The organism is Nocardia jiangxiensis NBRC 101359, assembly GCF_000308615.1.
GTDB lineage: Bacteria > Actinomycetota > Actinomycetes > Mycobacteriales > Mycobacteriaceae > Nocardia > Nocardia jiangxiensis.
Map to the genome: position 1 here is coordinate 168,032 of NZ_BAGB01000041.1, position 25,583 is coordinate 193,614.

Sequence of the window (25,583 nt, forward strand, 5' to 3'; positions counted from 1 at the left end):
CGACCACCTGCCGACGCACCGGCGCACCGGTTCCGTCCTGCACCACGGCGGTCCGCGCGCCCGCGCAGCCCTCGCCCACCCGGCGCAGCCCGGCCAGAATCCATTCCGACACAGCCGAATTCGGCAGGTCCGGCACCGCGGGATGCACACGTCCGGGGGCGAAGACGGTCACCACCACATGGGTGTGATCCGGCCGCGCGCCCAGGCGCACCGAGGCCAGACTGCCCAGCGCGGGGCAGTACAGCTCGAAATCCCGGTAGGGTCGGCCGAGGATCAATCGCACGTCCACCCGGCGCACACCGACGTCCAGTGTGCCGACGCGGAATTCCAACTCCCGCAGCTCATTCGCGCTGACGACCGGTCGACAGTCCCCGATCCCCCGGAACATCCGCGCATAGGTGGCCGGATCGATCAGAGCTTCCCAGATGCGATCGAGCGGAACCGGCATATCCACGGTGGTTTCGACAACTTCGGTAACCATCTGCGCGCACTCCCATCGGCCCGGCGCCACTGCCCGGCGATGATCCGAACATAACGCCGCCACCAGCGTATTTCCGCTGTCCACAGCCTTACTGGAGAGCTCACCAGTACCGCGTCACACACTGTCGTGCACCGTCACTACGTCGCCCGGATCACCCATCGCACACCGGGGCCGGATCAGAAATTCGAACGGGACACCACCGCCCATCCCAGCGGCGGGCGATCCGGCCCCGCTGGATCCGGCCTCGATCCCCGAGCCGAGTGCGTGGCGCAGCGTTGGGACGTCCACTGGCTGATAGCGCACGCATCGCGACACATACTGCGCACCGAGGCCGCGCAGGTGCCGCGATACGTCACCGGCGATGACAGCGTAGCCGCGGACTCCGGCTATGAATGCGTCACGGCTGGAAGGGATTCCGCGGACACCGCGGGTAGTGGCACCAGGCCGGAGCGGTAGGCGCGGATGCGTTCGCAGCGCTCGGTGAAGGTGTCGCGGGCTTCGAGGGCGATCGCCTCGAGTGCTGTTCGGGGATCGTCGGCGTGGCGCAGGGCCCGTGCTGCGAGCAGGAGTTTGCGGGGCGGGTCGATCATGTGACGTGGTGCGCGCACGCGCGAGATCGTTTCCATCACCGCGACGGCCAGTGCCGGATCGGCTGCGGCCTCGCGATACAGCTCGATCTCCAGCGGGTTCATCTCGGTGCCACGGGCGAGGCGGTTGGTGTACTGGTAGATCTCCAGGCAGTCGGCTTCGCGGCGCAGCTCCCACTCGGCCAGGCGCCGGTCCAGGGCGATCGGATCGTCGAGGACGGCGGCGGTGGATTCGCCGAGCAGTCTGCCATAGCGCAGGGCGTCGCGAATTCCCTGCGCGGTCACCGGATCCTTGAAGTGCCCGGCGTCGCCGGGCAGCGCCCAGCCGGGCCCGGTGGAGCGGCGGAAATAGGAAGCGATATCCACCGCCGAGCGGATCCGCCCGCGCAGGGTGGCTCCGGTCAATCTCGTTGCCAGCCCGGGGATTTCGGCGATCATGTCGCGGTAGGACTGCTCGGCGCGGCCGACGCCGCGCGGCGCCATCTGCACCGGCGGCTGGATCAGGCACAGCACCAGCCCGTCGTCGCACGGGAACGCGGTGCCCAGCAACTGCCCGGCTCGCCACTGCGCGGCGATCGAGCGGTCCTGATCGGCGGTGTCCTCCCAGTAGCCGTAGCAGCAGGCCCGCCCACTGGGCGATCGCCGGTACGGCGCGGCCGCGCCGACCTGTTTCGCGACGGTGCTGCGCCGTCCGTCCGCCCCCACGACGAGGCGGGCGCGGATCTCGTGCGAGGTTCCGTCGCGATCGTGGTACCGCACACCGCACGCGCGCCCGTTCTCCCAGAGGAGTTCATCGACCCGGACCTGCTCGCGCAGTTCGGCGCCGGCCGCGCGGGCCGTATCCACCAGTGCCGCATCCAATCCCACCCGGCGCACGCACATCGAGTAGTCGATGCCGCCGTACGGGGTGAACGGTGCGGCCACGGTATGTCCGGCGCCGACCGCCATGCCCGTGGTCAACCGCGGCGCGCCCAGGGCGCGGACCCGCTCGAGCGCGCCGAGCTGCCGCAGTTCGAACACCCCGGAGGACCACAGCAGATGCGTCGACAACGTCTCGGAGGGAAACGAGGAACTGTCCAGGCCGATCACCCGGCGACCGGCCCGCGCGAACGCGATCGCGGTAGCCGTTCCGGCACAACGGGTTCCGACGATCACGACATCGGTTTGTTCTGCGCCCACGACGCCTCCCAGGATGGCGGGACACTATGTTCGGACACTATGTCCTATAAAGGAGGATGAGAGGTCGGCGCAATGATGTCAAGCGCCCCGGAATCGACACCGCCGCCGATCTCTACGGCACAATGGCCGCATGCCCGCACCACTGCGAACACACCGCTCATGCCCTCGCTGACCCGGACCTCCCGGGCGCGCGGGCAGCGCGACGGACATCGGGAGGCCATCGAACGCCGGGTGCTGGCCGCGGTCGATCGACTGCTGGCCGACGGGACAGCCTTCACCGAGATCGCCGTCCAGCGCATCGCCGCCGAGGCCGATATGGCGCGGTCCACCTTCTACCGGTACTTCCCGGACAAGAGCCGTCTGCTGATCCGGATGGCCGAACTCGCCACCGCCGATCTGTTCGGCACCGCCGAACGCTGGTGGTCCCAGGACCATTCCGAGGGCGAGCCAGGCGTGCGCGCGGCCATGCGCGCGATGATCGCCGGCGCCCGCGCCCACGGACATCTGCTGCAGGCGCTCATCGAGGTCGCCGCCTACGACCGCGAGGTCGGAGCGTACTGGCAGGGCCGGATCGCCCGCTTCGTCACCGTGGTGTGCGAGCGGCTGATCCGGGAACAGGAGCACGGCCGCATCGATACCTCGATCGACCCCGTCACGACCGCGATCGTGTTGACCGCCATGGTCGAACGCTCCATCCAGTACGCATTCCTCGCCGATCCCGCACCCGACGACGACCAGCTGGCCCGCACCCTGGGCCGCACGATCTGGCTCACCGTCTACGGCGAGCGGACCACGCCTTCGGGCTGAACCACCCACCGGCTCGCCCGCACAGCGAGTCGCACATCCGGAAAACATGCACCGTCCCGACCTCACTCACGTTGCTCAGCGACAGTGCGCCCGAATGAGCCCGTCCCGGTCCGGATGCCCCACCCTACCGGTCGGCAAGATGCAATCCCCTTGCCGCACAGGGTGATAGTCGAGCCCGACCGATGCGTGGCCCGGTGACCGATGCACATGCGGCAGGAACCCGGTGCGCCGTCACGCGCGGCGAAGCGGCGCGGTTCCCATCCGAGGCCCGGCATTCCAGGGCCCGATGCGCCACTTGTGATGTCCTCGTGCACCAAGTCGGCGTAGGGGACGCTGTGACCTGCCAAAACAGAGTCCTGAAACCTGTTCACCACGGATCGGCGAAGTTACCGTGGAGTGCGTCGCCGTCGCTTCGAGGATCCGTCGACCGGGTCGTTCCGGAGCGCGATGCAAAGGAGCATGCTGATGACGGGCACGACGCATCCCGCCTACGGCAACTGCACGTGCAGTGACCGACCGACCCGCCGGGTCATCGTGTATTTCGAAAACCCCGGCGCTACCGGCGATCTCGTTCTCGAATACGCGGCAACATACACCGAGGCATGCGAATTCGCCTCCGCAGCGGTGCGCAGCGGCCTGGCCATAACGGTGGATCGCAAGATCCGGCCCGAACTACGTCCGCTGCCCTGCCGCCGTCTCTGGCGCTGATCGGCCACAACCCTTGCCGCACTGCGGTACGTTCGCGTACCGTACCCCTGGTACAGAGACGTACCACGGTGGGAGGGGTCACGCATGACCACAGTCAGACTGCCCGACGGCCCGACCTCGCCGGGCTTCGTGCAGAACCTGGAGATTCTGGCCGGGCGCACCCGCGCCTGGCGTCGCCTGCACGATCGTTACGGCCCGGCGTTCACCGTCGCCACCCCGCGTCTGGGACGGACGGTCGTACTGTCCGATCCGGCCGAGGTGAAGGCGCTGTTCACCGCGGGCCCGGAGGTGGCCGACAACATCGATGTGAATCTCGGCCAGGTCCTCGGGCCGGGCTCACTGTTCTCGATCACCGGCGACGAACACCGCAAGCAGCGCAAACTGCTCACCCCACCGTTCCACGGCCGCCGGTTGAAAGCGTACGAGGAGATGATCGAGCAGGAGACGGTCCGGGAGATGGCCTCGTGGCCCTCGGGCCGAGAATTCGCCACGATGGACTCGATGATGCGGATCACCCTCAACGCGATCCTGCGCGCGGTCTTCGGAGCGGACGGCGCGGAATTCGACCAACTGCGCGCGGTACTGCCCAAGATCGTCCTGCTCGGCTCGGCACTGGTCGCACTCCCGATACCGCGAAACTTCCTGGGCCGCTTCGGTCCCTGGGCACGATTCGCCGCCCATCGCCGCCGCTACGACCGGATCGTGGACCGCCTGATCGATCGGGCCGTGGCCGCCGGACTCGACGGCCGCGACGACGTGCTGGCGATGATGCTCCAGTCCCGTTACGACGACGGCACGGCCATGACCCGCAGCGAGATCGCCGACGAGTTGCTGACCCTGCTCACCGCCGGTCACGAAACCACCGCGACCACTCTCGCCTGGACCGTCGAGCGATTGCGCCGCCACCCGGATGTGCTGCGCCGCTTGGTATCCGAGGTGGACGCGGGCGGTTCGGAACTGCGCGAGGCGACCCTGCTCGAGGTACAGCGGGTGCGGCCGGTGATCGATGTGACCCCGCGGCAGATCCGCGTCGAGGAGCTGCAACTGGGCCGGTGGACCCTGCCGAAGGGGCAGAACGTGCTGATCAGCATCCGGCTGATGCACGACAACGAGGAGTTGTTCCCGCGGGCTCGCACCTTCGATCCGGATCGGTTTCTCGACGTGCGGCCGGGCACGTTCAGCTGGATCCCGTTCGGCGGCGGCGCGCGCCGCTGCATCGGAGCGGCGTTCGCCACGTTGGAGATGAACGTCGTATTGCGCACGCTGCTGCGGGATTTCACGCTCGAGCCCACCGACGCACCGGACGAGCGTGCGCACTTCCGCGGTGTGGCACTGGCTCCGGCCCGCAGAGGCCGCGCGGTGGTCCACCGCCGCGCCGCCCGGCCCGCGGCCGGCACGGTCGCACAGGCCGAGGCGCGCGCCTGAGCAGCGGGCCGGTGGGAACGGGATGCGGGCGGCGCATGTGGTCGCCCGCGGGCGCGGACACTACCCTCGGTACGGTGACCCGCGCCGAGCCCGCTTCCCACCCCGCCGCGGCCGAGTCGGGATTCAGGCGCCGTCTGCTCGACGGTATGGCCGAGGCGGTGCGCAGGCAGGGCTACCGGGAAACCACCGTCGCCGACGTCGTCCGGGAGGCCCGCACCTCGCGCCGGACCTTCTACGAACACTTCAGCGGTAAACAGGACTGTTTCATCGAGCTGCTGGCCGAACGCAACAGCGATACGATCCGGCAGATCTATCAGGCGGTCGACCCGTCAGCGCCCTGGCGCACGCAGGTCCGGCAGGCGATCGAGGCGTGGATCGCCGCCTCGCAGCACGACCCGTCCATCACCCTGGCCTGGATTCGCGACATCCCCGCCCTCGGCGACAACGCCCGCGAACTGCACCGGACGACCGGTGAGGCGTTCGTGGCGCTGATCCGAAACCTCACCGCCACACCGCAATTCCAGTCGGCCGAACTGCACCCGCCCTCACGCGCGATGGCCACGATCCTCTACGGCGGCTACCGCGAACTCATCGCATCCACCGTCGAGGCGGGCGGCGACATCTCCGAAATCGTCGACGTCGCAGTGGAAACCGCGATCGCGCTCATCGGGCCGCGCTGAGTCCGGCTCTCACACAGCTCACCGGGGTTGCAGGATCAGGACCGGGATCTCGCGTTCGGTCCATGCCTGATAGGTGTCGAAGTCGGCGTAGGCGGCCACCAGCAGCGGCCACAGGCGGGCGCGCTGGTCGGCGTCGGCGACGACGGCGTGCACGGCGCGCCGCTCACGGCCGATCTGGATGTGCGTGTCCGGATTCGCGCGCAGATTGTGGTACCACTGCGGATTGGTCGCGCGACCGCCCTGCGAGGCGACGACGATCGTGTGCGCGCCGTCGGCGGTGTAGAGCAGCGGCGTGGTGTAGGTGGCGCCGGACTTGCGGCCGCGATGTTCGAGCAGCAGGGTCGGCACCGGTTTGCGGAAACCGGCTCCCACGCGCCACTTTCCGCCGATCCGCCCGCCGGTGCGCCGGTAGACCCAGACCTGGGCGCGTCCCATGATCTTGAAGACCTTCGGCAGGATCGGGGAGTCGAGTTGTTTCGGGCGCGGCGGGGCGGCGGTCATGGGCGTTCCTTCGTGCTGTCGAACGTACTCACTCGACCATACGTAATCGGATCGCGTGCACGGTCGAGAGGTGAGCACCCTGCCGATCGGCATCCGCACCAGCCGATCGTGCGTGACGGCCGACTGCCGTGCACTCCGAATCCACTGCACTCCAAGCAGTTTCATCGAAAGCACGGCCGCGCGATCACGCTGGGGAAATAGAGCTGGCGACCTGCGGATCGTCCGGGTAACATTCGCGCCCAGCTTCTTTCGGATCAATTTCTTTCGGATCGATCACGGCGGCCTCGCCGTGATCGGGGGTAGGGGTATACGAATGACCAATCCTGGTGCGCTGCAAGGCTTTCCACAGCAGATCCAGCAGCCGATGATGGCGCAGCAGCAGCCCATGCTGTACTGCGCGCACTGCGGCGCCACTCCGGCCGCGGCGGTCGACGTGCGCGGGCATCGCGGCCTCCTGGTCTTCATGCAGTTCCTCCGGATGCCGGGACCGTTCTGCCGCGACTGCGGTCTGGCCACCTATCGGCGGATGACCGTGGAGAGCGTCTGGCTGGGCTGGTGGGGCCCGATGTCGATGTTCATCAATCCGCTGACGATGCTGTTCAATCTGTTCGCCTACAACAGCATCGCCAAGCTCGCACCGCCGGTTCCGGGGATGCCGGGCCGCCCGATGGACCCGGGCAAACCGCTGTTCCAGCGGCCCGCGGCACTCGGATTCCTGATCCCGATCGTCCTGACGACCGTGATCCTGACCGCCATCGTGATCAGCTCGACCGGGTCGGCGTAGCCCTTGAACCCGATCACCTCGGCCCGGCCCGGAATCTCCGGTTCGCCGGATCCGGAAACGGTCGCGACCCGCGTCCCGCGCTGCTAGCTTGCGGCCGTGGACCTCTTCTCACGCTCGTGGTCGGCGCTGCGCGCCACGATCGCCGAACTGCACGACGAGGATTTCGCACTGCCCTCCGGATGTACCGGATGGCTGGTGCGAGATCTGGTGTGTCACTTGCTGATCGGCGCCCAGGACATCCTGATCACCCTGGTCACCCCCGCCGATGCCGAACCGACGCGCACCGCGCTGTCCTACTGGGAAATCGATACCACGACGCCCACCGGCGACGATCCGCTCGATGCGCTGATCGTCCGGCTGGCCGCGGCCTATCAGGAACCGCAACTGCTCAAACTGCACTTCGACGATGTCGGATCGGCTGCCGGTCGCGCGGCCGAACTCGCCGATCCGGACCGGCGCATCGCCACCCGCGGCGAGGTGCTCACCGCCGCCGACTATCTCGACGCCTATGTGCTGGAGTGGACCCTGCACCACCTCGACCTGATCGCACAGCTGCCCGGCGAACCCGAGCCGCCGGCCGAGAGCCTGGCCCACGCGCGCCACATGCTCGAGCAGGTCACCGGCGCCACGTTCCCGCCCGCGCTCTCGGACCGGGACGCCCTGTTGATCGGCACCGGCCGCCGCGCGCCCAGCGACAGCGAACGCGTCGAGCTGGGCGATCTGGCCGGGAAGCTGCCCTTCGTCCTGGGCTGAGTGAACAGCCGACGAACCGGCGGGACAGCCAGTGCTGCTTGGTGTATCTATTGAATGTTCCCGTCCCTGAACACCCGGATCGCTCGACGCCGAGCCCCGCGCGTCGAACCGATCCCGGAGGCCGAGCATGACCAGGTCGAGTCCCTCTCGAACACCGCAGTTCACCCGCTACGTCGCGCTCGGCGATTCGCAGACCGAGGGGGTCGGCGACCCCGACGGCAGCGGCGGACTACTCGGCTGGGCGGACCGCCTCGCGCAGGTGCTCGACCGGCTGCATTCGGGCCTGAACTACGCCAATCTGGCTGTTCGCGGCCGGTGCGCGAACCAGATCCGCGCGGAACAGCTGGCTCCGGCGTTGGCGATGAAGCCCGATCTGGTGTCCGTGGTTGCCGGGATGAACGACCTGCTGCGGCCGCGATACGACCGCGACGCCGTACTGGCCGATATCGAGAGCATGTTCGCGGCGTTCGCCGCCATCGGCGCGCAGGTGGTCACCTTCACATTTCCCGATATCGGAGCGGTCGCTCCGCTGGTTCGGCCGTTGTCCGGACGCGTCCGGGAGATGAACATCGCCTTGCGTACCGTCGCCGCGCGGCATCGGGTGACCGTGATCGACTTCGAGCCCGTGCCCGCCACCACCGATCGACGGGTGTGGACCGACGACCGGCTGCACCTGAATCCGCTGGGCCACGAACTGGTCAGCCGGGCGGTCGCCGACGGCCTGGGGCTCCCGGGTGCGGACGCCACCTGGCGCACCGCGCTGCCGCCCGATCCGAATCACCCGCGCCCCGCTGTGCTCAGCGACGAACTGCGCTGGGCCACACGCCATCTCATTCCCTGGGTGGGCCGCCGCATCCGCGGGGTCTCCTCGGGAAACCGGCTCGGCGCCAAACGCCCCGATTTGCTTCCGATCACCTAGACACGAGCCACGACTTTCGCGAAACGGCGGTGTGCGCATGAGAATTCGACGATGGCGGCGGGTGTATCTGGCCGCCGAGTACGCGGCGTTGTTCTTCGGCGGCACCACCGCCTACAACGCGGTGTTGCGCGGTAAGCCGCCGATTCCGGCACTGCTCGCGCTGGCCGCCGGGGCGACGATCTACCTGCGGCGCTCTCCCGGTTTCGACCGGACCTCACTGTGGCGCAGCGACGCGTTCGGCGAACAGGCGCGTTCGATGGCGGTGTCGGCGGGCGCGAACGCATTGGCGCTCACCGCGGCGACCACCGTGCTCCGACGGGAGGATCTGTTCGATCTGCCGCGCCGCAATCCCTGGCTGTGGCTCGCGGTGATGGTGCTGTATCCGGCGCTGAGCGTGTATCCGCAGGAACTGGTATTCCGGTCGTTCCTGTTCCACCGGTACGCACCGGTCTTCGGTGAGGGTCCGGGGATGGTCGCCGCGAGTGCCGCGGCGTTCGGATACGTGCACATCATCTTCGGCAACTGGTTCTCCGTCGCCGCCAGCGGTGTGGGCGGCTGGCTGTTCGCCTCGCGCTACCTGCGGAGCCGGTCGCTGTTCACCGCCTCGGTGGAACATTCGCTGTACGGAATCCTGATCTTCACCATCGGCCTGGGCAGGTACTTCTATCACGGCGCGGTGCCGCAGACCGGTGCCCGGCGCGCGCTCGGGACCGCCTGATCGGATCGGAAAGCCCTTGCGGGCGTAGCGAATTCAGGACACGAACTGCGCGCCGGTGACCGTCACGTCGGCGGGGCTGAGGTACCACCCGTTCCAGGTGTCGGCGACCTCGAGCTGGATGGCATGTCCGCTCGCGGGGCCCGCGGTGATACGCCACGTCCCGTTGCCGTATCCGGTCGCGGTGCTCACGCTGCCGTCCGACCAGCTCAACCGGGCCGTGGTGGGCGCCGTGGTGACATTCCACGGAATGCTCACCCCGAACACTCCGGCGTGGATTCCGGGCAGCAGCGGGCTGGCGCAGTCGCTCAGAGTGACCTCGCGCTGAATGTTCTGTCCGGCACTGCCGGCGCCGGGAATCATCCGGCCGGTCATCACGCCGCCCCGCGAGCAACCGCCGTTCGCCCCGGCCGCGGGTGCGCTGTGGGCCTGTGCCGCACCAACTATCGGTACGGCGCATGTGAGCGCCGCGAGCAGCACTGTTCCTCGAACGGACAAGACATCACCTCACTGTGACGGGGGCAGTACATCGATCGAGCCGCCGGCCGTTCACCGGATTCCGAGGTGATCTGCCGCCGACTCGCCCAGCAGTGTAGCCATCCCGGGGCCGATCCAGACCCTGTTCGGCGCAGCCTGTCGCCGCGGTCCGCTCAGCCCCACGCGCGCCGGGTGGCGGGCATCCCCGAATCGCCCGCACTACCGGGAACGACGCCCAGAACCTGATGCAGACCCAGGCTGCCGTCCTCGAAGCCCAATGCCGAAGCCGCCATGTACAACCGCCAGATCCGGGCACGACCCGCACCGGCGAGTTCGACCGCCCGGTCCCATTCCTGTTCCAGATTGGCGACCCAGCCGCGCAGGGTCAGCGCGTAGTGCTCCCGCAGCCCTTCCACGTCGCGGACCTCGAATCCGGCGCGTTCCATGGCCAGTACGACCTGGCCGACATCGATCAGTTCACCGTCCGGGAACACGTACCGCCCGACGAAGGAGCGGCTGGTCATCACCGAACCGCCGATCGAGGAGATGGCGTGGTTGAGCAGACGGCCCTGCGGCCGCAGCAGCGTGTGCATCGTGGTGAAGTACTCCGCGGCGCGCTTGGAGCCGACATGTTCGAACATGCCGATCGAGGAGATCGCGTCGAACCGTTCGCCGCGCAGATCCCGGTAGTCGGCCAGCCTGATCTCGACCAGATCGGAAAGTCCCTCGGCGGCAACGCGTTTGCGTGCGAGCTCGGCCTGTTCGCGGCTCAGCGTCACCCCGACCACGTGCGCGTCGTAGGTCGCGGCCGCGTGGATGGCCATCGAGCCCCAGCCGCATCCCACGTCCAGCAGGCGCATCCCGGACCTCGCGTCCAGACCCAGCTTGCGGCAGATCAGATCGTGTTTGGCGCGCTGCGCGTCGGCCAGGGACATCGTGTCGTCGGGCTGCTCCCCCGCACCGGCGAATCGCGCGCAGGAGTAGGTCATACTCGGGCCGAGCACCAGGCGGTAGAAGTCGTTGCCCACGTCGTAGTGATGGCTGATCGCGGCCGCATCACGCCGGCGGGTGTGCAATCCGCCGCTGCGGGAACGCATCTCCTCCGGGGGCGGCTCGGGCGGACGCCCCAGTGCGCCGAGCCGACGCGCCGCGCCGATCGCCTGGTAGATCGCCGCGGGCCCCAGGCCGATGCCCGCGCCCGGGGTGTGCGGGGACGAGGACCGCAGCGCGCGCATCATCTCGAAGATGTCACCGTCGAGATCCGCTGTGCCGGAGACGAACGCGCGTCCCAAGCCCAATTGGCCGGGTGCCCAGACCAGATGGCTGATCGCCTCCTTGGAACGCACCCGCAGCGTGCCGTACGAGGCGCCGGCCGCGCCGATCGCACTGCCGTCCCAGAATTCGAACGCCACCCCCGGATCCGGCCCGAAGGCGGCGCGAAGCAGCGGGCGAAGTGTGTCGGCGACGGATTCCTGATTGGCCATCTGGTCACTGTTGCCCATAAGATCACTATGGCGCGCGATTCCAGGGGGGAATGACAACGACTCGGTGTCAATCCGCTGTGTTCATCCTGCTTTGTCCAGTGAGGTCCCGGTCTTTTCGCCATTCACGATGCGCGCGACCAGACTCGAGCGCAGCTGCCACGAATCCGTCGCGGTCTCCGGATCCAGGCCGGTCAGCGCCTCGATGCGCACGAGCCGCCGCCGCAGCGTGCCGACCGATATCCCGAGCCGCCGGGCGACCGCTTCCTGGGTTCCGGGCGAGCCCAGGAAGGCGCGCAGCGTATCGAGCAGGGTCGGCTCACCGCGCAGCGGATCCAGCACCGACCGGATCCGCCGGTTGGCCCGGCCCGGTCTCGACAACTGGTATTCGCAGGCCAGATCCCGAAATCGGTGCAAACCCGGACCGCGGCCCAGATGTACCGCGAGATCCAGTAATTCGTGCGCCAGATCCGCGGCCTTCGGGATCGCGGACTGTTCGGCCTCGATGAACGTGGCGCGCACCGGCGCCCCGGCGACGTGTGCGAGCCGATCGATCCACTCGCTCACCCACTCTTCGACCGCGGCAGGGTCGGCGGCGCTGCCCGGAGCCTCGGCGGGAATCAGGATGGTGCCGCCGTCGACGCTCAGCAGGGACAGCGGGCGCGGGCGGCAGCCGGTCGCGAGTTCGGCCTGGATGCGGCGCAGTTTGCGGCGGGCGACCACGCGAGCGTCCAGCCGCGGATCGCTCTCCTGCGGGTGCGCGCCGATCGCGACGGCGACGACCAGATACGAATTCGACAGTCCCGCAGCATATCCGGCGGTTCGCGTGCCGTCGACGCATCCGGCCAGCAGACCCGAAGCCAGCGTCGCCGCCGCGACGCGGCCTTCGGCGGTCATCGCGCGGACCTCGGCGGCGTAACCACGGGCGACCGCAGCCGAGAGGGTACGCAGCACATCGATCAGACCGGCCCCCTCGGTGCGCACGATCCGCCCGTCCGACCAGACGACGCCGCGAGCCCACCACTGCAGGCACGACGACACCGCCGCGTGGACGGCTCGATGCAGGATCTCGACCGGCAGGTCCCGCTGGGCCCACCCGCGAGCGATCGATTCGATCCGATCGGTGACCGGCGCCGGGTCGGTGCCCGAGGACGTCTCGGTCAGTTCGTGCACGCTGCATCGCACGAGTTCGACCAGATCCGCCCGGAGCCGCCCATCCATCCGGCCCGCGACGGCCGTCAGGTCCAGGCCGTCCACCACGGACCGCACCAGCGTGGTCGGGTGCACCGGCTGCGTCGCGGTCCGCACGGGCGCTCGGCCCGAATACATCGCGCTCGTCCTCATGCGGGTCATGACAATTCCTCATCGGCTAGGGAGCGAAAAGGGCGGCAGAATCCATTTCCAGTGCCGATTGCCGACTCTACCGAGAACACCGGACATCACGAATGTTCGAAGTACACAATGCGAGCCGCGCCCGTTGTGTACTTCCACCGAAGTGTGGCAAGCCGCTTCAGAAGCGGTAAATCTGCTGGTAGATGCCGGGAACCGCAATTTCCGGCGAATCGGGTGATCGTCCACGCCTGTTCACGCCGACGACCCCGGCCGCCCGCCGCTGAGCGGATTGTGAACATCACCCTGTTTCGACAGAAGAATCAGGTGATATTTCCCAACAGAATCGTCCCGAATTCTCCCGCTCGGCGATTTCGGCGAGCGGAAAGAATCACGCGATTCCCAACCGGGAATCCAACGAGGCCCATTCGGGCGCACCGGTGGCCGGTGGATCGATGGCCGGATTCATCGGCGGACGGTCGGCGAAACTGGGCTCGGTTACCGTGCGCCGCCAGCCGGTGCCGTGCGGGATGAACTGCGGCAGACCACTACCGGAGTCCTCCAGGCCGAGACGGTCCAGCAATGTCGCGATGACCTGGCGGCTCATCGCGGCCAATTCGTCGTTCGGGCGGTTGCGATGCAGGCGGGTGCCCAGATCCACCTGTCCGATCGTCCCGATGCCGTACCGCGCGAAACAGTCCAGCAGGATGCCGATCTCGACGCCGTAACCGGGTGCGAACGGGATGCCGGTGAGCAGTTCCCGGGTGGCGGCGTACTCCCCGCCGAGCGGTTGTACGACCTCCGCGAGTTCGGGCGCCAGCGCCGCCAGCAGCGGCCGGGCGACCAGTTGGGTGACCCGGCCGCCGCCGTCGGCGTCGGAGCGGCCCTCGGTGCGCAGCGGCCGCCGGTAGAACCCCTTCACCAGGTGCAGCGCGTCATCGAACAGCAGTGGTGCGAGCAGGGACGGCACGAACATCGGGCTGGGCGAGATGAGATCGGAGTCGACGAACACGATCAGATCACCCTTCGCCACCGCCAGCGAACGCCACAGCACCTCGCCCTTGCCGGGGCGCGGCGGCAACTGCGGGAACGCCTGCTCGCGGGTGTACACGTCCGCACCGGCCCGGCGGGCGGCCGAAATGGTGCCGTCGGTGGAACCGGAGTCCACCACGAGCAATTCGTCCACCAGCCCACCCACGAACGGACGGATCGATGCGATCACCCCGGCGACGGTGGCCTCCTCGTCGAGTGCGGGCAGGACCACCGATACCCGGCGGCCCTGTTTGCGCTCGACCAGTCGCGGAATGGACCAGCGGCGATCGAACCAGGTGGGACCGGTGTGGGAGACAGGCATGAGGCAGCTTCTTTCTGGTGGCGCACGGGCGGCGGTCAGAGTCCGGGATCCAGGACGAGGGTGGTCAGGCGCGGCCACAGCGCGGGCCAGGGCTGGCGGGGCCGCTGACAACGCCACACCGTGATCCCGCGATCGATCCCCGCAAAGCCGAGCGGATCATCGATCCGCGCGACCGGCTCGGCGACTTCGAAGGCGTTGTGCGGCAGGGGTTCCGAGGAGCCGGTGCCGACGTACAACACGGTGCGTGTGGTCTCCGGTGGCCTGCCGAAGTAGGCGTATCCGCGGTCCGCGCTGTACACCGGCGGATGATCGGGTGGGCCGAGTTCATCCAGAGCCGCTGCCTGCCAATAGGTTCGGGTGAGGATCACGACACCGGTGCGGTCACCCGACGGCAGGGCTCGGTAGGCCGCATCCACGCCCGCGACGAGCTGTTCCCAACCTGTTGTGCCGAATGTACGCATGCGGGTGGATAATTCGGCCTGCGAGTGGACCAGTCGATCGACTCGGGCGAGTGGCAGCGGCAGGACCGACACCACCGTCAGGGAGATCGCGACAGACACCGCGACGACCGCTGTTCCGACGATTCGCACCGCGCGATGCCGAACGTCCGGGGACACCATGCCGCCGGTGAGCCGCGCGGCGCGATGCGGAACGTCCAGAATCGCCACGGCACCGGCGGCGAACAGTGCGGGGAACAACCCCGCGACGTAGTAGGGCCGTCCGCCGCTGACGATCGCGAACACGACCTCTACGATCGCGGCGACACCGATCCATCGATAGGCACGGAAAGTATTGTGGCGCAGCAGGACCAACCAGCCGAGCAGAGCCAGTAGGCCACCCAGTAGCCCGGTCAGCACGGCCCACTGCACCGGCAGCCCCAGCACACCGCCGGTCGCGGCATGCTGTTCGGTGCGGATCACCGCGCCCATCGCCAGTTGTGGCCAGCCGTGCCGCTGTTGCCACAGCATCCCGGGCAGCGCGGTGAGCGTCACCACCGGTACGCACCACCACAGCGCCGGGCGGCGCAGCAATTCCCGTGGCTCGGCCACCGCCACACCCGCGACGATTCCGGCCAGTAAGACCACGACCAGCAGTTTCACCTGGAGATCCACCGCGATCACCGCTGCGGCGGCCAGCAGCAGCCGGTCCTGGCGCAAGCGGATCCAGCGAGCCAGCAGCCACAGTGCCGCCGCACTCAGGGCGCTGTCGAGTGCGAAGGTCGACAGGGTCGCGGCCTGGGTGATCAGGTACGGGCACGTCGCATAGGCCACTGCGGCCAGCACTTGCGCGCGGCGGCGGCCGCCCATCTCCCGGGCGAACGCCCCGGCCAGCAGTACTCCGGCCACGGCAGCCAGAATCGACGGGATACGCAGTGTCACAGCAGATCCCGGTATCAACGTCCAGGCGGTCCGGGCCAGCAGCGGAATCAACGGCCCCTGATCAACGTAGCCCGGGGCGAGATGATTCCCGGCCGCGACGAAGTACAGTTCGTCGCCGAAATAGCCGTAGCGTCCCGACCGAACGAGCAGGATCACCCCGGTCACGACTGCGACGGCAGTGACCGCCAACGCCGCGAACCGCACTTCGGCAGTGTCCGGATCCTGTTCCGCAGCAAGCTGATCCCCTCGATCAGCGCGGTCGGAGATCGCGGTCACGGCTGGGCTCCCGGACGCCGCGGCAGCGCCAGCGTGAGGACCGTGAGCACGCCCGCGACCGCCGCGACGAGCCACAGCACCGTCACACACGCCTGCAAGTACGTCGGCGCGGTGGCCGCCGTCACCACGGTCGCGTCGAGACCGCCGCCCGCACAGCCGTCCGCCGGCAGCACATGTGACGGGGAGGCGAGGGCGCCATGCGCACAGTCGCCGAAGCGCCGAAGCGTCTCGGCCCGGTCGTCGGGCATCACGCCCCGCGCGGACAGATGCTGTGCGAGAAGCAATTTCGCATCCTCGACACCGGAGCCCACGGCGATGCGAGCGAAGAACACACTCCCGAGCACGGCCGCGCCGATCGCGCTGCCGAGCTGCTGAACAGTCGGCGCGAGCCCCGAGACACTCCCGGTCGGCCCCTCCCCCAGCCCGGCCACCATCACCGCCGGGAGCGGCGCGGCGAACCAGCCCATCCCGGCACCGGCCAGCAGCACTGGTTCGCTCAGCGCGCGAGTGTCCACGCCGCCGGACGCGGGATGCACGGTCAACGCCATCTGCGCCACTCCCAGCGCAAACAGGCCGATGCCCGCGGTCAATGCCCGAGAACCCAAGCGCGCCATGAGAATCGGTGAGGTCAGTGCCGCCAGCAGCGCGCCCAGCGCGAACGGCAACAGCAGCCGTGCGGTCTGCCAGGCCGACCAGCCCATCCCGGTCTGCGCGGTCATCGACACCGTGAACAGCAATGCGGCGAACAACCCGTAGAACACCAGCAGCAGAACCGATCCCACGCCGAAGCCTCGATCGCGGAACACCTCCGCGGAGATCAGCGGCGTCCCGCCGCGCATCGTCACCCACCGTTGCCGCCAGCCGAATCCGATCAGCACCAGCACACCCGCCACCAGCAGGCCCACCGCACCGGGCGGCCAGCCCGAATCACGGCCGGTGGACAGCGGATACAGCACCGCGGCAACACCCACCGTCGACAGCACCGCACCCAGCGCGTCCACCCGCACCGGCCGCTGCGCCCGCCCGACGTCCAGATAGCGCGCGGCCAGCACCAGGGCGATCAGGCCCAGCGGCAGATTCAGCAGGAAGATCGACCGCCAGCCCAGTCCGCCCGGATTCAGCCCGACGATCAGCCCGCCCAGCAGCGGCCCGGACAGACCCGCCAGACCCGCGACCGCACCGTACACACCGAAGACCAGCGGCCGCCGATGAGCCGGAAACACCGCGGCCACAATGGCGATCGTCTGAGCCGAGACCGCCGCCGCACCCAGTCCCTGAGCCACTCGCCCGGCGATCAGCTCGATCGGGAGCCGGGCCAGACCGCAGCCCAGCGACGCCGCGGTGAAGATCGTCATGCCGATCAGGAACAACCGTCGCCGACCGAACCGGTCGCCCAGCCGGGACGCGGTCAGCAGTGTGCACGCGAACGCCACCCCGTACCCGGTCACGACCAGCAGCTGCACCGAGCCGGTGGCGGACAGGTCACGCGCCAGGACCGGAAGTGCGGTGTTGACGATGGTCAGGTCCAGCATCTGCATGAACACCGCGAGCAGGCAGGCCGCCAGGGCCGCCCACGCGTACCGCCCCGCGACGGGCGGGTCCGCGGTGTCCTGGCCCGCGCGAACCGGTATGCCCCGAATCGCCATGGTCAGGCGTCGACCCGCAGGGCGTAGTCGCCGGCGCCGGCCACCGCGGCGGTGATCTCGGTCAGCGTCTTCACATATCGCCCGACCGATTCGTTCGCATCCTCGGTATCGGGGAAGACCAGGCTCAACGTGGTCACATCCGGAAACCGGTTGATCCAGACGTAGACCTCGCTGGCCGCGGCGCGGTTGGCGAACAGCCCGCCGTTGATCCGGTCGAACATCTCCACTCCGGCGATCTTGCGCACGTCGACGTAGGACAGCATCATCGCGGACCAACCCGGCCGCACCCGGATGCCCGGCTCCGGCGCGGCCAGCTCCAGCACTCGGTGCGCGGAGACGTCGGTGAGTTCCTTGGCGCGATCCGCGGCCTCCTGCGCGGCGGCGACCAGGGAGCTGAACCGTGCCTCGGGCGGCACATCGAAGGCGATCGGCAGCAGATTCGTGTAGTAACCCACCGCACCGGCCTCACCCGGAGCGCTGCGGGTATTGGCCGGGCTGAGGATGAAATGCCAGTCGTTGCCGGTCAATTCGGCCTCGGTGAGCGCGAGTGCGGCGAACAGTCCGCCGAGGAACCGGCCGCCGCCGTCCTCGCACGCCTGCTCGAAACGCAGTGCGTCGGACTCGGTGAACAACGGCAGCGTCAGCACCGCGCCGCGCACGTAGCCCGGGGCGTTCTCGGTGCCCAGATACAGCGGGAAGGTCGGCATCTCGCCGCCGTTGCGCTGCAACAACTTCAGCCAGGTGGTGACCGGCGGGGACTGCTCGGTGAGTTCGGTGTTGTAGGCGCGTTCGCGGGCGCAGTAGGCCAGATGACCGTCCACCGGCGCGAGCGCGGGTTCGGTGCCGGACAGTTCCGCGCCGTACAGCATCAACAGATCCACGCAGGTCAACGCCTGCGCGACGCCGTCGGTGTGCAGGTGGTCGACCGCCGCGTACACGGTGAACGCCTGCTCCTGCTCGATGATCCCGAAGCTGAAGCAATTCCAGTGCAGCGCATCGGGTGTGGTGTCCTGGACGTGCCGACGGATCGCATCGCTGTCGGTGAACTCGCCGTGCTCGGTGGGCACCAGCTCGAGCACCTGCGCGTCGACGACGTGCCGCACCACTCGTTCGTCGGATTCCACGGTGAACCAGCTGGAGAACGATTCGTGCCGCCGCACGAAGGCGGTGACCGCGCGGGTCATCGCGTCGATGTCGGGATTGCCCGGAATGTCGTAGGAGATCATGCACAGCCGCGAGGCGCGGTGGCCCGCGGCGGCGGTGCGCTGAGTCGTGCGCAGGTACTCGCGTTGCTGATACGTGGGTGGGATCGGATGCTCCGGTGCGTCGCGCATGACGGCCTGCGCCGTGGCCGAGACACTCCAGCTGGTGACCCGGCCCGGTTGCGGGTGCCAGTCGTCGAAGAAACCGAAATTGACCACGAGTGCCCTCGATTCACAGCGTCGGGAGAGGTGCCGCCGCCCGATCTCACGGCAGCGCCAGGCCAGTCAACGACAGCCGTATGAACCCCGACCATAGGTTCGGAGCAATGTTGTGATCATTGACAGCAACCCGCGCCGGATGCGGCATCCGATTCCAATCTTCGCCGACAGCGCTTGCCGCTGTTCATGATTCGTCCTTACCGTTGCCGTCGACAAGGCCAACGGAATCTCCGGGGAGGAGCAGGTGGGCAAACACTCCGCACCGCGCAGGTCACGGTTGCGCCGCCGACAGGCGACGGTGCTCGCACCGGTGGTGGCTCTGGCCGCGGGCTGGGCGGGCACGGCCGGCGCCGATCCGGTCGCACCGGCCTCGATCCCGGCGCTGAGCGCCGCCGCCCGGCCCGCCGTGGACGGCTCGCATCTGGTGAACGTCACCCCGGATGCGGGCCGGATGGTGAACATGCGGGTGTACTCGGCGGCGATGAATTCCGTGATCGACGTGAAAGTGGCTCGCGCCCCGGATCATTCGAAACCCGCACCGGTGCTGTATCTGCTCAACGGCGCAAACGGGGGCGTCGACGATTCGAGCTGGACCGAACAGACCGATATCGCCGATTTCTTCGCCGACAAACAGGTCACCGTCGCGATTCCGCTGGGCGGGCGCGGGAGCTACTTCACCGATTGGCGCACCGACGATCCGGTCCTGGGGAAGCAGCGTTGGAGCACCTTCCTCACCCGGGAGTTGCCGCCGATCATGGATTCCACATTCCACGGCACCGGCAAGAACGCGCTGGCCGGCATCTCGATGGCCGGAACGTCGGTATTCCAGCTCGCCCTGGATCGACCGGGTCTGTATCAGGCCATCGGCGCGTACAGCGGCTGCGCGCAGACCAGCAATCCGCTCGGCGAGGCGTATGTCACCGCTGTCGTCGGCCGCTGGGCCGGTAATGCGGCGAATATGTGGGGCCCGCCGGGCGATCCCGCCTGGGCCGCCAACGACCCCTACATTCACGCGGATCGCCTGCGCGGCACGGCAATCTACGTTTCTTCGGGGACGGGGCTTCCGGGCCCGCTGGACACTCTCGACGGGCCCGGCATCGACGGGAAACCGGCCAAACTCGCCGCCCAGCTCACCAGCGGCGCCATTCTCGAGGCCGCCACCAACCAGTGCACCCATCGCATGCACGACCGCCTCGCCCAACTCCACATCCCGGCGACCTTCAACTTCCGCCAGGTAGGCACGCACTCCTGGGGCTACTGGCAAGAAGACCTGCACAAGTCCTGGCCCCTGTTCGGCCGGGCCCTGCAGGCAGAACAGTCCTGACCGAAATACGATCAGCGACCCGCCGCCGGATGCTGTGAGGCCGCGGCGGCCGGGCTGAGGTCGGCGCGCGTGAGCCGGTGCTGCGGAGGATCCGGCAGCACTACCCGTTCGGTGACCGTGAGGTCGGCATCGACGTGCACCAATGTTCCAGGATCCAGGAGTCGCCATGCGGGGTCGGCGTTCATCGGCTCACTGGCGAATACGACAGCACGTTGTGTCCCAAGGGTTTTCGATCGCGCGTGGATGCGCGGGGTTCGCAGATCGAAGCCCGGCTGCGCGTGGTCGAGGATGTACAGCTCGTGGGCCTCGGGATACCGCAGCGCCCACATGTCCGTCGCCGTGCTCAACAACAGGTTGACGGAGTAGATCGGCACGTTCGCCGCCAGCCACGCCAGCGCCTCGAGCAGGCCCGCCTCGACATCTCCCCCGGTCGCCCGGATCGACGCGGTGATCAGAGCGAAAACTCGCTCGCTGTCCGTTTGCCCCAGTACGAGGCCCGCGGCCCCGAGCTCCGACAACCGGGCGTCCAGCACGTCCAGCCCACCCACCACGCCGTTGTGCGCGAAGATCCGATCGTCCTGCAGGAACGGGTGCGTGTTGAGCACATCGAGCGCACCGGTCGACGCATACCGGACGTGAGCGATGAATGTCGTCCCCACCATGTCGTGCGCTTCGTGAGCGAACGCCGTGTCCTGCCACGCCGCGATCGGTTGCTTGTCCACCACCGCCTCACCGGCGCTGCCGAACACCCCCAGGCCGGTGCCGTCCGGGTTGCGCGTGCTCTGCGCGGACAGGTTGTCGGGTGCGTCCAGCAACCAGAACGTCGCGTGCACGACACGACGCCCCGCATGCAAGCCGAACAGACGGCACATACCCCCTATCTTCGCACCACGACGCAGCAGAACGATTCATCAACACAGACACGTGACCTACCGCCGAGCAGCGTCGCCCAGCAGCTCGGCCACCGATCGGATTCTCGCGGCAAGACGCACACAGTCGACCGGACCGGTGGTCTCGACCACCAGCGTGGCAGTGAGTCCGAGCGGTTCGGCACCCGCAACCCATCGGTACCGCGCCCGGAAGCCCGTTCACCATGACCAGCAGTTTGTCCATTCGCTCATCCTGGCGTCCCGACATCTTCGGCATTGAGAACTCGGGTCGCGCAGTGTCGAGTCGCAAGGTGATGCGTGTGCGAACAATGACCGAGGCGGACTCAGCTCGTTCCCGAGCCTGGTTTGTAAACCGCCGAACTCCTCGGCCTCACCGACTGACATTGCCACATCGCCGGCTGCGGGAGGCCGCCCGCGCTCTGGCCGCCGCCGAATCCGGTTCCGTCACAGGAAAAGTCGTCCTCGTCGCCGACTGACAGCGAACCGAGCATTACGGCCCGAGTCCGGCCCCCTCAGGCGATGGGAGCCGGACCTGCACTGGATGCTCCGCGCGCTCTCGCGAAACATGCTGTGCCACTGCGGTATTGCTGTCGAGTTCGCCGCCTACGTCAGGGCACGGTGAGCACGAGCTTGCCGACGGTACGACCGGTGTCGCCGAGCGCGTGCGCGGCCGCTGCCTCGGCGAGCGGGAAGGTTCCCGCGATCGTGGGCCACAGTGTCCCCTCGTCCACCATCCGGGCCAGTTCGGACATCCCGGCGTGATCGGCTTCGACCAGCATGCCCACCGCTCGCACACCGGCCGCCGCTGCCGCCGCCCGCACGCGTTCGGCGTCCACGCCCACCAGCGAGACCACGATGCCTCCCCGCCGCAGAGTGCGGATCGAGGTGAGCGCGTTCTCGGTGCCGAGCGGGTCGATCGCGACGTCGACGTCCCGCACCGCTTCGGCGACATCGGTTGTGCGGTAATCGATCACCTCGTCCACGCCGAGTCCGCGCAGGAATTCGTGATTGGCCGCACTCGCGGTCCCGATGACGTGCGCCCCGCGTGCCTTGGCGATCTGCACCGCGAAGTGGCCCACGCCACCGGCGGCGGCGTGCACCAGAACACGCTGTCCCGCTTGCACATTCGCGGTATCCACCAGAGCCTGCCAGGCGGTCAGCGCGGCGAGTGGAACCGCGGCGGCCGGTACGTGGTCCAGTGCGCGCGGCTTGCGGGCGAAGGCGCGGGCCGGGCCGGTGACGTATTCGGCCGCGGCACCGTGCCCGTGCGGATAGGGCAGCATGCCGAAGACCTCGTCACCGGGCTCGAACAGCGTGACGCCGCGCGCGACCGCCACCACCACACCCGAGACGTCCCAGCCCAGGACGAACGGCGGCTCGGGCAGGTAGAGCCCGGCCAGAGCCCGATGCTTCCAGTCGGTCGGATTCAGGGCCGTCGCGTGGACCCGCACCAGGATCTCGCTCGGTCCCGGCTGCGGTACGGGACGTTCGATCTCGTGCAGCACCTCGGGGCCGCCCAGGGTGTCCTGGCCGATCGCTCGCATGGTGGCGGGGATATCCGTTGTCGTCATGACGTTCAGCCTGCCGCTGCTCGACCCGGGAGAAAATGGCACGATTGCCAATATTCGATATGATCGAGCCATGACGAGTTCGGCACCACACCGCGTGGTCGTTCTGGCGCTGGACGGCGTGTACCCGTTCGAGCTGGGCATCGCGAACCGGGTTTTCGGCTCTGCCGACGGCCGCTACGAGGTGCTGACCTGTTCGGTGGACGGACATCCGGTCCGCACCGAGGGCGATTTCTCGATCGCCGTAACATACGACGCCGACATCCTGCGCACCGCCGACACCGTGGTGATCCCGCCCTGTCACATCGGCCTGGCAGGCTGCCCGGACGAGCCCGGCGAGGTCTCGATACTCGCACTGCCGCAACAGGTCTCGGATGCCCTCGAGCTGATCCGCCCGATCGCCCGGACCGTGTCCATCTGCACGGCGGCCTTCGTCCTGGCCGCCGCGGGACGCCTCGACGACCGCCCCGCCACGACGCACTGGAATCTGGCCGACATCTTCCGCCGCGCGTTCCCCCGGGTCCGCCTGGACCCGGACGTGCTCTACGTCGACGACGGCGACATCCTCACCTCGGCGGGCGCCAGCGCGGGAATCGACCTGTGCCTGCACCTGATTCGCAAGGACCACGGCAGCGAGGCGGCGAATACGGTCGCGCGCCGCTGTGTGGTGCCGCCGTGGCGGGAGGGCGGTCAGGCGCAGTACATCGAACAGCCGGTGCCCACGCAGACCTCCGCGGGCACGGCCGCGGCCCGGCACTGGGCCCTGGAGAATCTGCATCTGCCCCTGACCATGTCGGATCTGGCCGAACGGTCGCGCATGAGCGGGCGCACCTTCGCCCGCAGGTTCCGCGACGAGGTCGGCACGAGTCCCGGCCGCTGGCTCATCCAGCAGCGCGTCTTCCGCGCTCGGGAACTGTTGGAGAGCACCGACCTGCCCGTCGACCGGATCGCCGCGGAGGTCGGCTTCGCCACGGGAACCTCACTGCGCCAACACCTGCACGAGGCGATCGGCGTCGCACCACTGACCTACCGCCGCACCTTCCGCACCCGAGCCGATCAGCTCTCCAGATAGGCCACGATGGCGTTCACCAGGCCGCGACGAGCCTCGTCCAGATCGGAATAGCTGCCCAGCTGCTGCTCCGAGACGATTCCGCGCACGGCGCCGGGAATGAGCGTCGCGATCTCGCGGATGCGCGCGGGTTCGATGTTCAGATCGGCGAAGGCGTGCTGACAAGCGTTCTGCCACAACGGTTGCCAGGATGCGAGCTCGGCCGCCGTGCGCGGGTACAGACGCTCCAGTTCGGCGTGATTCCTGGGCAGCGCCGCACGCAACGTCTCGATCGCGCGGGCATCGGTCGTACTCAGACCCGCGTACATCCCCTCCACGATCTCGGTGACCCGCTCGCGCAGACCGGCCCCGGTCCCGATCCGCACCGGCAGATCTCCCCGGCGCTCGGCCGTGCGATGCAGCACCGCGGCCCACAGCCCATCGATATCACCGAACTGGTACTTGACCACACCCCAGGTCGCGCCGATCTCCTTGGCGATCCGATTCCCCGAGGCCGCGGCCGGATCACCGGAGGCCAGTGCCCGCAGCGCGGCCTCGAGCATGCTCTCGCGCGTCGCCAGCCCCCGTTTGTTGCTGCGCCTGCCCGTCGCGCCCGCCTCGGTCATTACACGAATCCTAGCCATCGCCCGCGCACACCGGCCGCGGCATCCCGCGCGGCCTGCCGAAACTGTTGAGCCGAACGATCATTCATGTTTGACAGACCCCTCTTGCACAGTTTCACAGAGGGTTCTACTATAAACCTCCGTACAGCCCCGGACGAGAGGATTTTCGTCATGGCCAGACCACCCCTATCGATGCAGCCGACGGGATGGTTCCAGGTTGCGTGGTCCGCGGAGGTGGACGTCGGCGAGGTGCACCGGATGAAGTACTTCGACACCGAGATGATCGCGTGGCGCTCGGCCGACGGCCGGGTCGCGGTGATGGACGCCTACTGCGAACATCTCGGCGCGCACCTGGGTTTCGGCGGGCACGTCGAAGGCGACCGGATCGTGTGCCCGTTCCACGGCTGGGAGTGGAATCACGAGGGCCGCAACGTCTGCGTCCCCTACGAGAATCATCCGAACAAGGGCCGCCGGATACGCAGCCACCCCGTCGTCGAGCGCAACGAATCGATCTGGATCTGGCACGATACCCACGGTCGCGCACCGTATTTCGAGGTTCCGGACGTATTCACCGGCTTCGACGACGGCAGCACCGCCGCGGACTACTATCCGGCGTACCCGCAGTCCACGCTGTTCCGGCAGAGCCTGGAACTGCACCCGCAGTACATCATGGAGAACGGCGTCGACTTCGCCCACTTCAAATACGTGCACAAGGTGCCGATCACCCCGACCTTCACCCGCCAGGACTTCGACCTGCCGGTCTCCTACGTGGACTTCACCATCGCCTTCGACGACACCGCCGCCGAGGACATCCGCAGCGGTGTGCAGGCGATCAACGCCGGACTCGGGGCCGCGGTGACCAAGAGCTGGGGCATGATCGACAACCGCACCCTCTCGGCGGTCACCCCGGTCGACGAGAACACCTGCGACGTGCGGTTCTCGGTGTGGATCGGCCGCCGCCAAGGCCAGGAGCACCCCAAGGCCGCCGAGCGCGCCCAACGCCTCGCGCAGGGCGTCATCGACCAGTTCGAGGCCGATATCCACATCTGGTCGCATCAGCGTTATTCCGATCCACCCGCCCTGTCGCAGAAGGAATTCGACGGATTCCGCGCGCTGCGGCACTGGGCCGAACAGTTCTACCCGACGAGCACGGAAGGTCGTGTCCCCCTTGAGCACTGACGAGAAGATCCGCGTATTCCAGGTTGCCACGGGCAATGTCGGCACGGAG

The 25,583-nt window shown here is 68.4% G+C and carries 23 protein-coding genes; 11 read left to right on the plus strand and 12 right to left on the minus strand.

Annotated features, from left to right (window positions below; translation table 11 throughout):
• Window positions 1–867: 867 nt before the first annotated feature.
• Window positions 868–2,247, minus strand: a complete 1,380-nt coding sequence (locus ON40_RS14925; protein WP_245567809.1) for an NAD(P)/FAD-dependent oxidoreductase — start codon at window positions 2,245–2,247, stop codon at window positions 868–870.
• A 159-nt stretch (window positions 2,248–2,406) separates the two neighbouring features.
• Between ON40_RS14925 and ON40_RS14930 the strand changes: the two genes are divergently transcribed.
• The 4 genes from ON40_RS14930 to ON40_RS14945 all read left to right on the plus strand — a co-directional run bounded on the left by ON40_RS14930 (window position 2,407) and on the right by ON40_RS14945 (window position 5,867).
• Entirely contained in the window at window positions 2,407–3,054 is a 648-nt protein-coding gene (locus tag ON40_RS14930) for a TetR/AcrR family transcriptional regulator (protein WP_040822935.1), read from the plus strand.
• A 465-nt stretch (window positions 3,055–3,519) separates the two neighbouring features.
• Window positions 3,520–3,762: a hypothetical protein gene (locus ON40_RS14935; RefSeq protein WP_040824057.1), complete on the plus strand. Its 243-nt coding sequence runs from the start codon at window positions 3,520–3,522 to the stop codon at window positions 3,760–3,762.
• A gap of 84 nt (window positions 3,763–3,846) precedes the next feature.
• Window positions 3,847–5,187 carry a cytochrome P450 gene (locus ON40_RS14940; protein ID WP_040822937.1) on the plus strand — a complete coding sequence of 447 codons (1,341 nt, stop codon included), beginning with the start codon at window positions 3,847–3,849 and terminating at the stop codon, window positions 5,185–5,187.
• A gap of 74 nt (window positions 5,188–5,261) precedes the next feature.
• Entirely contained in the window at window positions 5,262–5,867 is a 606-nt protein-coding gene (locus tag ON40_RS14945; RefSeq protein WP_245567810.1) for a TetR/AcrR family transcriptional regulator, read from the plus strand.
• A gap of 18 nt (window positions 5,868–5,885) precedes the next feature.
• Here ON40_RS14945 and ON40_RS14950 read toward each other — a convergent pair whose 3' ends face one another.
• A complete protein-coding gene (locus ON40_RS14950; protein WP_040824063.1) occupies window positions 5,886–6,368 on the minus strand; it encodes a nitroreductase family deazaflavin-dependent oxidoreductase in 483 nt (160 codons plus the stop codon).
• 313 nt (window positions 6,369–6,681) lie between these two features.
• On the opposite strand from ON40_RS14950, the gene ON40_RS14955 reads away from it, so the two are divergent.
• From ON40_RS14955 to ON40_RS14970, 4 genes are all read left to right on the plus strand, one after another.
• On the plus strand, window positions 6,682–7,152 hold the full coding sequence (locus ON40_RS14955; protein ID WP_051193126.1) for a hypothetical protein: 471 nt from the start codon (window positions 6,682–6,684) through the stop codon (window positions 7,150–7,152).
• A 96-nt stretch (window positions 7,153–7,248) separates the two neighbouring features.
• Window positions 7,249–7,905: a maleylpyruvate isomerase N-terminal domain-containing protein gene (locus ON40_RS14960; protein WP_040822939.1), complete on the plus strand. Its 657-nt coding sequence runs from the start codon at window positions 7,249–7,251 to the stop codon at window positions 7,903–7,905.
• Between the two features lie 127 nt (window positions 7,906–8,032).
• On the plus strand, window positions 8,033–8,824 hold the full coding sequence (locus ON40_RS14965; RefSeq protein WP_040822942.1) for an SGNH/GDSL hydrolase family protein: 792 nt from the start codon (window positions 8,033–8,035) through the stop codon (window positions 8,822–8,824).
• Window positions 8,825–8,861: 37 nt separating this feature from the next.
• Window positions 8,862–9,542 (plus strand): CPBP family intramembrane glutamic endopeptidase, encoded by a 681-nt coding sequence (locus ON40_RS14970; protein ID WP_040822945.1) that lies wholly within the window; start codon window positions 8,862–8,864, stop codon window positions 9,540–9,542.
• Window positions 9,543–9,575: 33 nt separating this feature from the next.
• On the opposite strand, the gene ON40_RS14975 is transcribed toward ON40_RS14970, so the two are convergent.
• The 7 genes from ON40_RS14975 to ON40_RS15005 form a co-directional block, all read right to left on the minus strand.
• Window positions 9,576–10,037, minus strand: a complete 462-nt coding sequence (locus ON40_RS14975; RefSeq protein WP_157186300.1) for a hypothetical protein — start codon at window positions 10,035–10,037, stop codon at window positions 9,576–9,578.
• A 152-nt stretch (window positions 10,038–10,189) separates the two neighbouring features.
• Window positions 10,190–11,518: a class I SAM-dependent methyltransferase gene (locus tag ON40_RS14980; RefSeq protein ID WP_245567811.1), complete on the minus strand. Its 1,329-nt coding sequence runs from the start codon at window positions 11,516–11,518 to the stop codon at window positions 10,190–10,192.
• Window positions 11,519–11,581: 63 nt separating this feature from the next.
• Entirely contained in the window at window positions 11,582–12,850 is a 1,269-nt protein-coding gene (locus tag ON40_RS14985; protein ID WP_051193127.1) for a PucR family transcriptional regulator, read from the minus strand.
• A gap of 367 nt (window positions 12,851–13,217) precedes the next feature.
• Complete coding sequence (locus tag ON40_RS14990; RefSeq protein ID WP_051193128.1) at window positions 13,218–14,180, minus strand: glucosyl-3-phosphoglycerate synthase; 963 nt, start codon at window positions 14,178–14,180, stop codon at window positions 13,218–13,220.
• 35 nt (window positions 14,181–14,215) lie between these two features.
• A complete protein-coding gene (locus ON40_RS14995; RefSeq protein WP_051193129.1) occupies window positions 14,216–15,835 on the minus strand; it encodes an ArnT family glycosyltransferase in 1,620 nt (539 codons plus the stop codon).
• A complete protein-coding gene (locus ON40_RS15000) occupies window positions 15,832–17,481 on the minus strand; it encodes an MFS transporter (RefSeq protein WP_040822950.1) in 1,650 nt (549 codons plus the stop codon). The genes ON40_RS14995 and ON40_RS15000 overlap by 4 nt, the downstream gene beginning before the upstream one ends.
• A 2-nt stretch (window positions 17,482–17,483) precedes the next feature.
• Complete coding sequence (locus ON40_RS15005; protein ID WP_040822953.1) at window positions 17,484–18,902, minus strand: condensation domain-containing protein; 1,419 nt, start codon at window positions 18,900–18,902, stop codon at window positions 17,484–17,486.
• A gap of 244 nt (window positions 18,903–19,146) precedes the next feature.
• Here ON40_RS15005 and ON40_RS15010 point away from each other — a divergent pair, with 244 nt between their 5' ends.
• On the plus strand, window positions 19,147–20,226 hold the full coding sequence (locus ON40_RS15010) for an alpha/beta hydrolase (protein ID WP_245567812.1): 1,080 nt from the start codon (window positions 19,147–19,149) through the stop codon (window positions 20,224–20,226).
• Between the two features lie 11 nt (window positions 20,227–20,237).
• Here ON40_RS15010 and ON40_RS15015 read toward each other — a convergent pair whose 3' ends face one another.
• Together ON40_RS15015 and ON40_RS15020 are read right to left on the minus strand one after the other, a co-directional pair.
• A complete protein-coding gene (locus tag ON40_RS15015) occupies window positions 20,238–21,098 on the minus strand; it encodes a class II glutamine amidotransferase (RefSeq protein WP_040822956.1) in 861 nt (286 codons plus the stop codon).
• Window positions 21,099–21,724: 626 nt separating this feature from the next.
• The gene (locus ON40_RS15020; RefSeq protein ID WP_040822958.1) at window positions 21,725–22,687 is read right to left on the minus strand and encodes an NADP-dependent oxidoreductase; all 963 of its coding nucleotides are present in this window, start codon (window positions 22,685–22,687) and stop codon (window positions 21,725–21,727) included.
• Window positions 22,688–22,757: 70 nt separating this feature from the next.
• Between ON40_RS15020 and ON40_RS15025 the strand changes: the two genes are divergently transcribed.
• Entirely contained in the window at window positions 22,758–23,756 is a 999-nt protein-coding gene (locus ON40_RS15025) for a GlxA family transcriptional regulator (protein ID WP_040824086.1), read from the plus strand.
• Here the strand turns inward: ON40_RS15025 and ON40_RS15030 are convergent.
• Window positions 23,741–24,358 carry a TetR/AcrR family transcriptional regulator gene (locus ON40_RS15030; protein ID WP_040822961.1) on the minus strand — a complete coding sequence of 206 codons (618 nt, stop codon included), beginning with the start codon at window positions 24,356–24,358 and terminating at the stop codon, window positions 23,741–23,743. The genes ON40_RS15025 and ON40_RS15030 overlap by 16 nt on opposite strands.
• A gap of 168 nt (window positions 24,359–24,526) precedes the next feature.
• Between ON40_RS15030 and ON40_RS15035 the strand changes: the two genes are divergently transcribed.
• Complete coding sequence (locus tag ON40_RS15035; protein WP_040822964.1) at window positions 24,527–25,534, plus strand: aromatic ring-hydroxylating dioxygenase subunit alpha; 1,008 nt, start codon at window positions 24,527–24,529, stop codon at window positions 25,532–25,534.
• Window positions 25,535–25,583: the final 49 nt, after the last annotated feature.

What these genes read in the sequence shown, in the direction of transcription:
- ON40_RS14930 (WP_040822935.1), top strand. Translation starts at nt 2,407, where the DNA reads ATGCCCTCGCTGACCCGGACCTCCCGGGCGCGCGGGCAGCGCGACGGA.
- ON40_RS14935 (WP_040824057.1), top strand. Translation starts at nt 3,520, where the DNA reads ATGACGGGCACGACGCATCCCGCCTACGGCAACTGCACGTGCAGTGAC.
- ON40_RS14940 (WP_040822937.1), top strand. Translation starts at nt 3,847, where the DNA reads ATGACCACAGTCAGACTGCCCGACGGCCCGACCTCGCCGGGCTTCGTG.
- ON40_RS14950 (WP_040824063.1), bottom strand. Translation starts at nt 6,368, where the DNA reads ATGACCGCCGCCCCGCCGCGCCCGAAACAACTCGACTCCCCGATCCTG.
- ON40_RS14955 (WP_051193126.1), top strand. Translation starts at nt 6,682, where the DNA reads ATGACCAATCCTGGTGCGCTGCAAGGCTTTCCACAGCAGATCCAGCAG.
- ON40_RS14965 (WP_040822942.1), top strand. Translation starts at nt 8,033, where the DNA reads ATGACCAGGTCGAGTCCCTCTCGAACACCGCAGTTCACCCGCTACGTC.
- ON40_RS14970 (WP_040822945.1), top strand. Translation starts at nt 8,862, where the DNA reads ATGAGAATTCGACGATGGCGGCGGGTGTATCTGGCCGCCGAGTACGCG.
- ON40_RS14980 (WP_245567811.1), bottom strand. Translation starts at nt 11,518, where the DNA reads ATGGGCAACAGTGACCAGATGGCCAATCAGGAATCCGTCGCCGACACA.
- ON40_RS14985 (WP_051193127.1), bottom strand. Translation starts at nt 12,850, where the DNA reads ATGACCCGCATGAGGACGAGCGCGATGTATTCGGGCCGAGCGCCCGTG.
- ON40_RS14990 (WP_051193128.1), bottom strand. Translation starts at nt 14,180, where the DNA reads ATGCCTGTCTCCCACACCGGTCCCACCTGGTTCGATCGCCGCTGGTCC.
- ON40_RS15000 (WP_040822950.1), bottom strand. Translation starts at nt 17,481, where the DNA reads ATGGCGATTCGGGGCATACCGGTTCGCGCGGGCCAGGACACCGCGGAC.
- ON40_RS15015 (WP_040822956.1), bottom strand. Translation starts at nt 21,098, where the DNA reads ATGTGCCGTCTGTTCGGCTTGCATGCGGGGCGTCGTGTCGTGCACGCG.
- ON40_RS15020 (WP_040822958.1), bottom strand. Translation starts at nt 22,687, where the DNA reads ATGACGACAACGGATATCCCCGCCACCATGCGAGCGATCGGCCAGGAC.
- ON40_RS15025 (WP_040824086.1), top strand. Translation starts at nt 22,758, where the DNA reads ATGACGAGTTCGGCACCACACCGCGTGGTCGTTCTGGCGCTGGACGGC.
- ON40_RS15030 (WP_040822961.1), bottom strand. Translation starts at nt 24,358, where the DNA reads ATGACCGAGGCGGGCGCGACGGGCAGGCGCAGCAACAAACGGGGGCTG.
- ON40_RS15035 (WP_040822964.1), top strand. Translation starts at nt 24,527, where the DNA reads ATGGCCAGACCACCCCTATCGATGCAGCCGACGGGATGGTTCCAGGTT.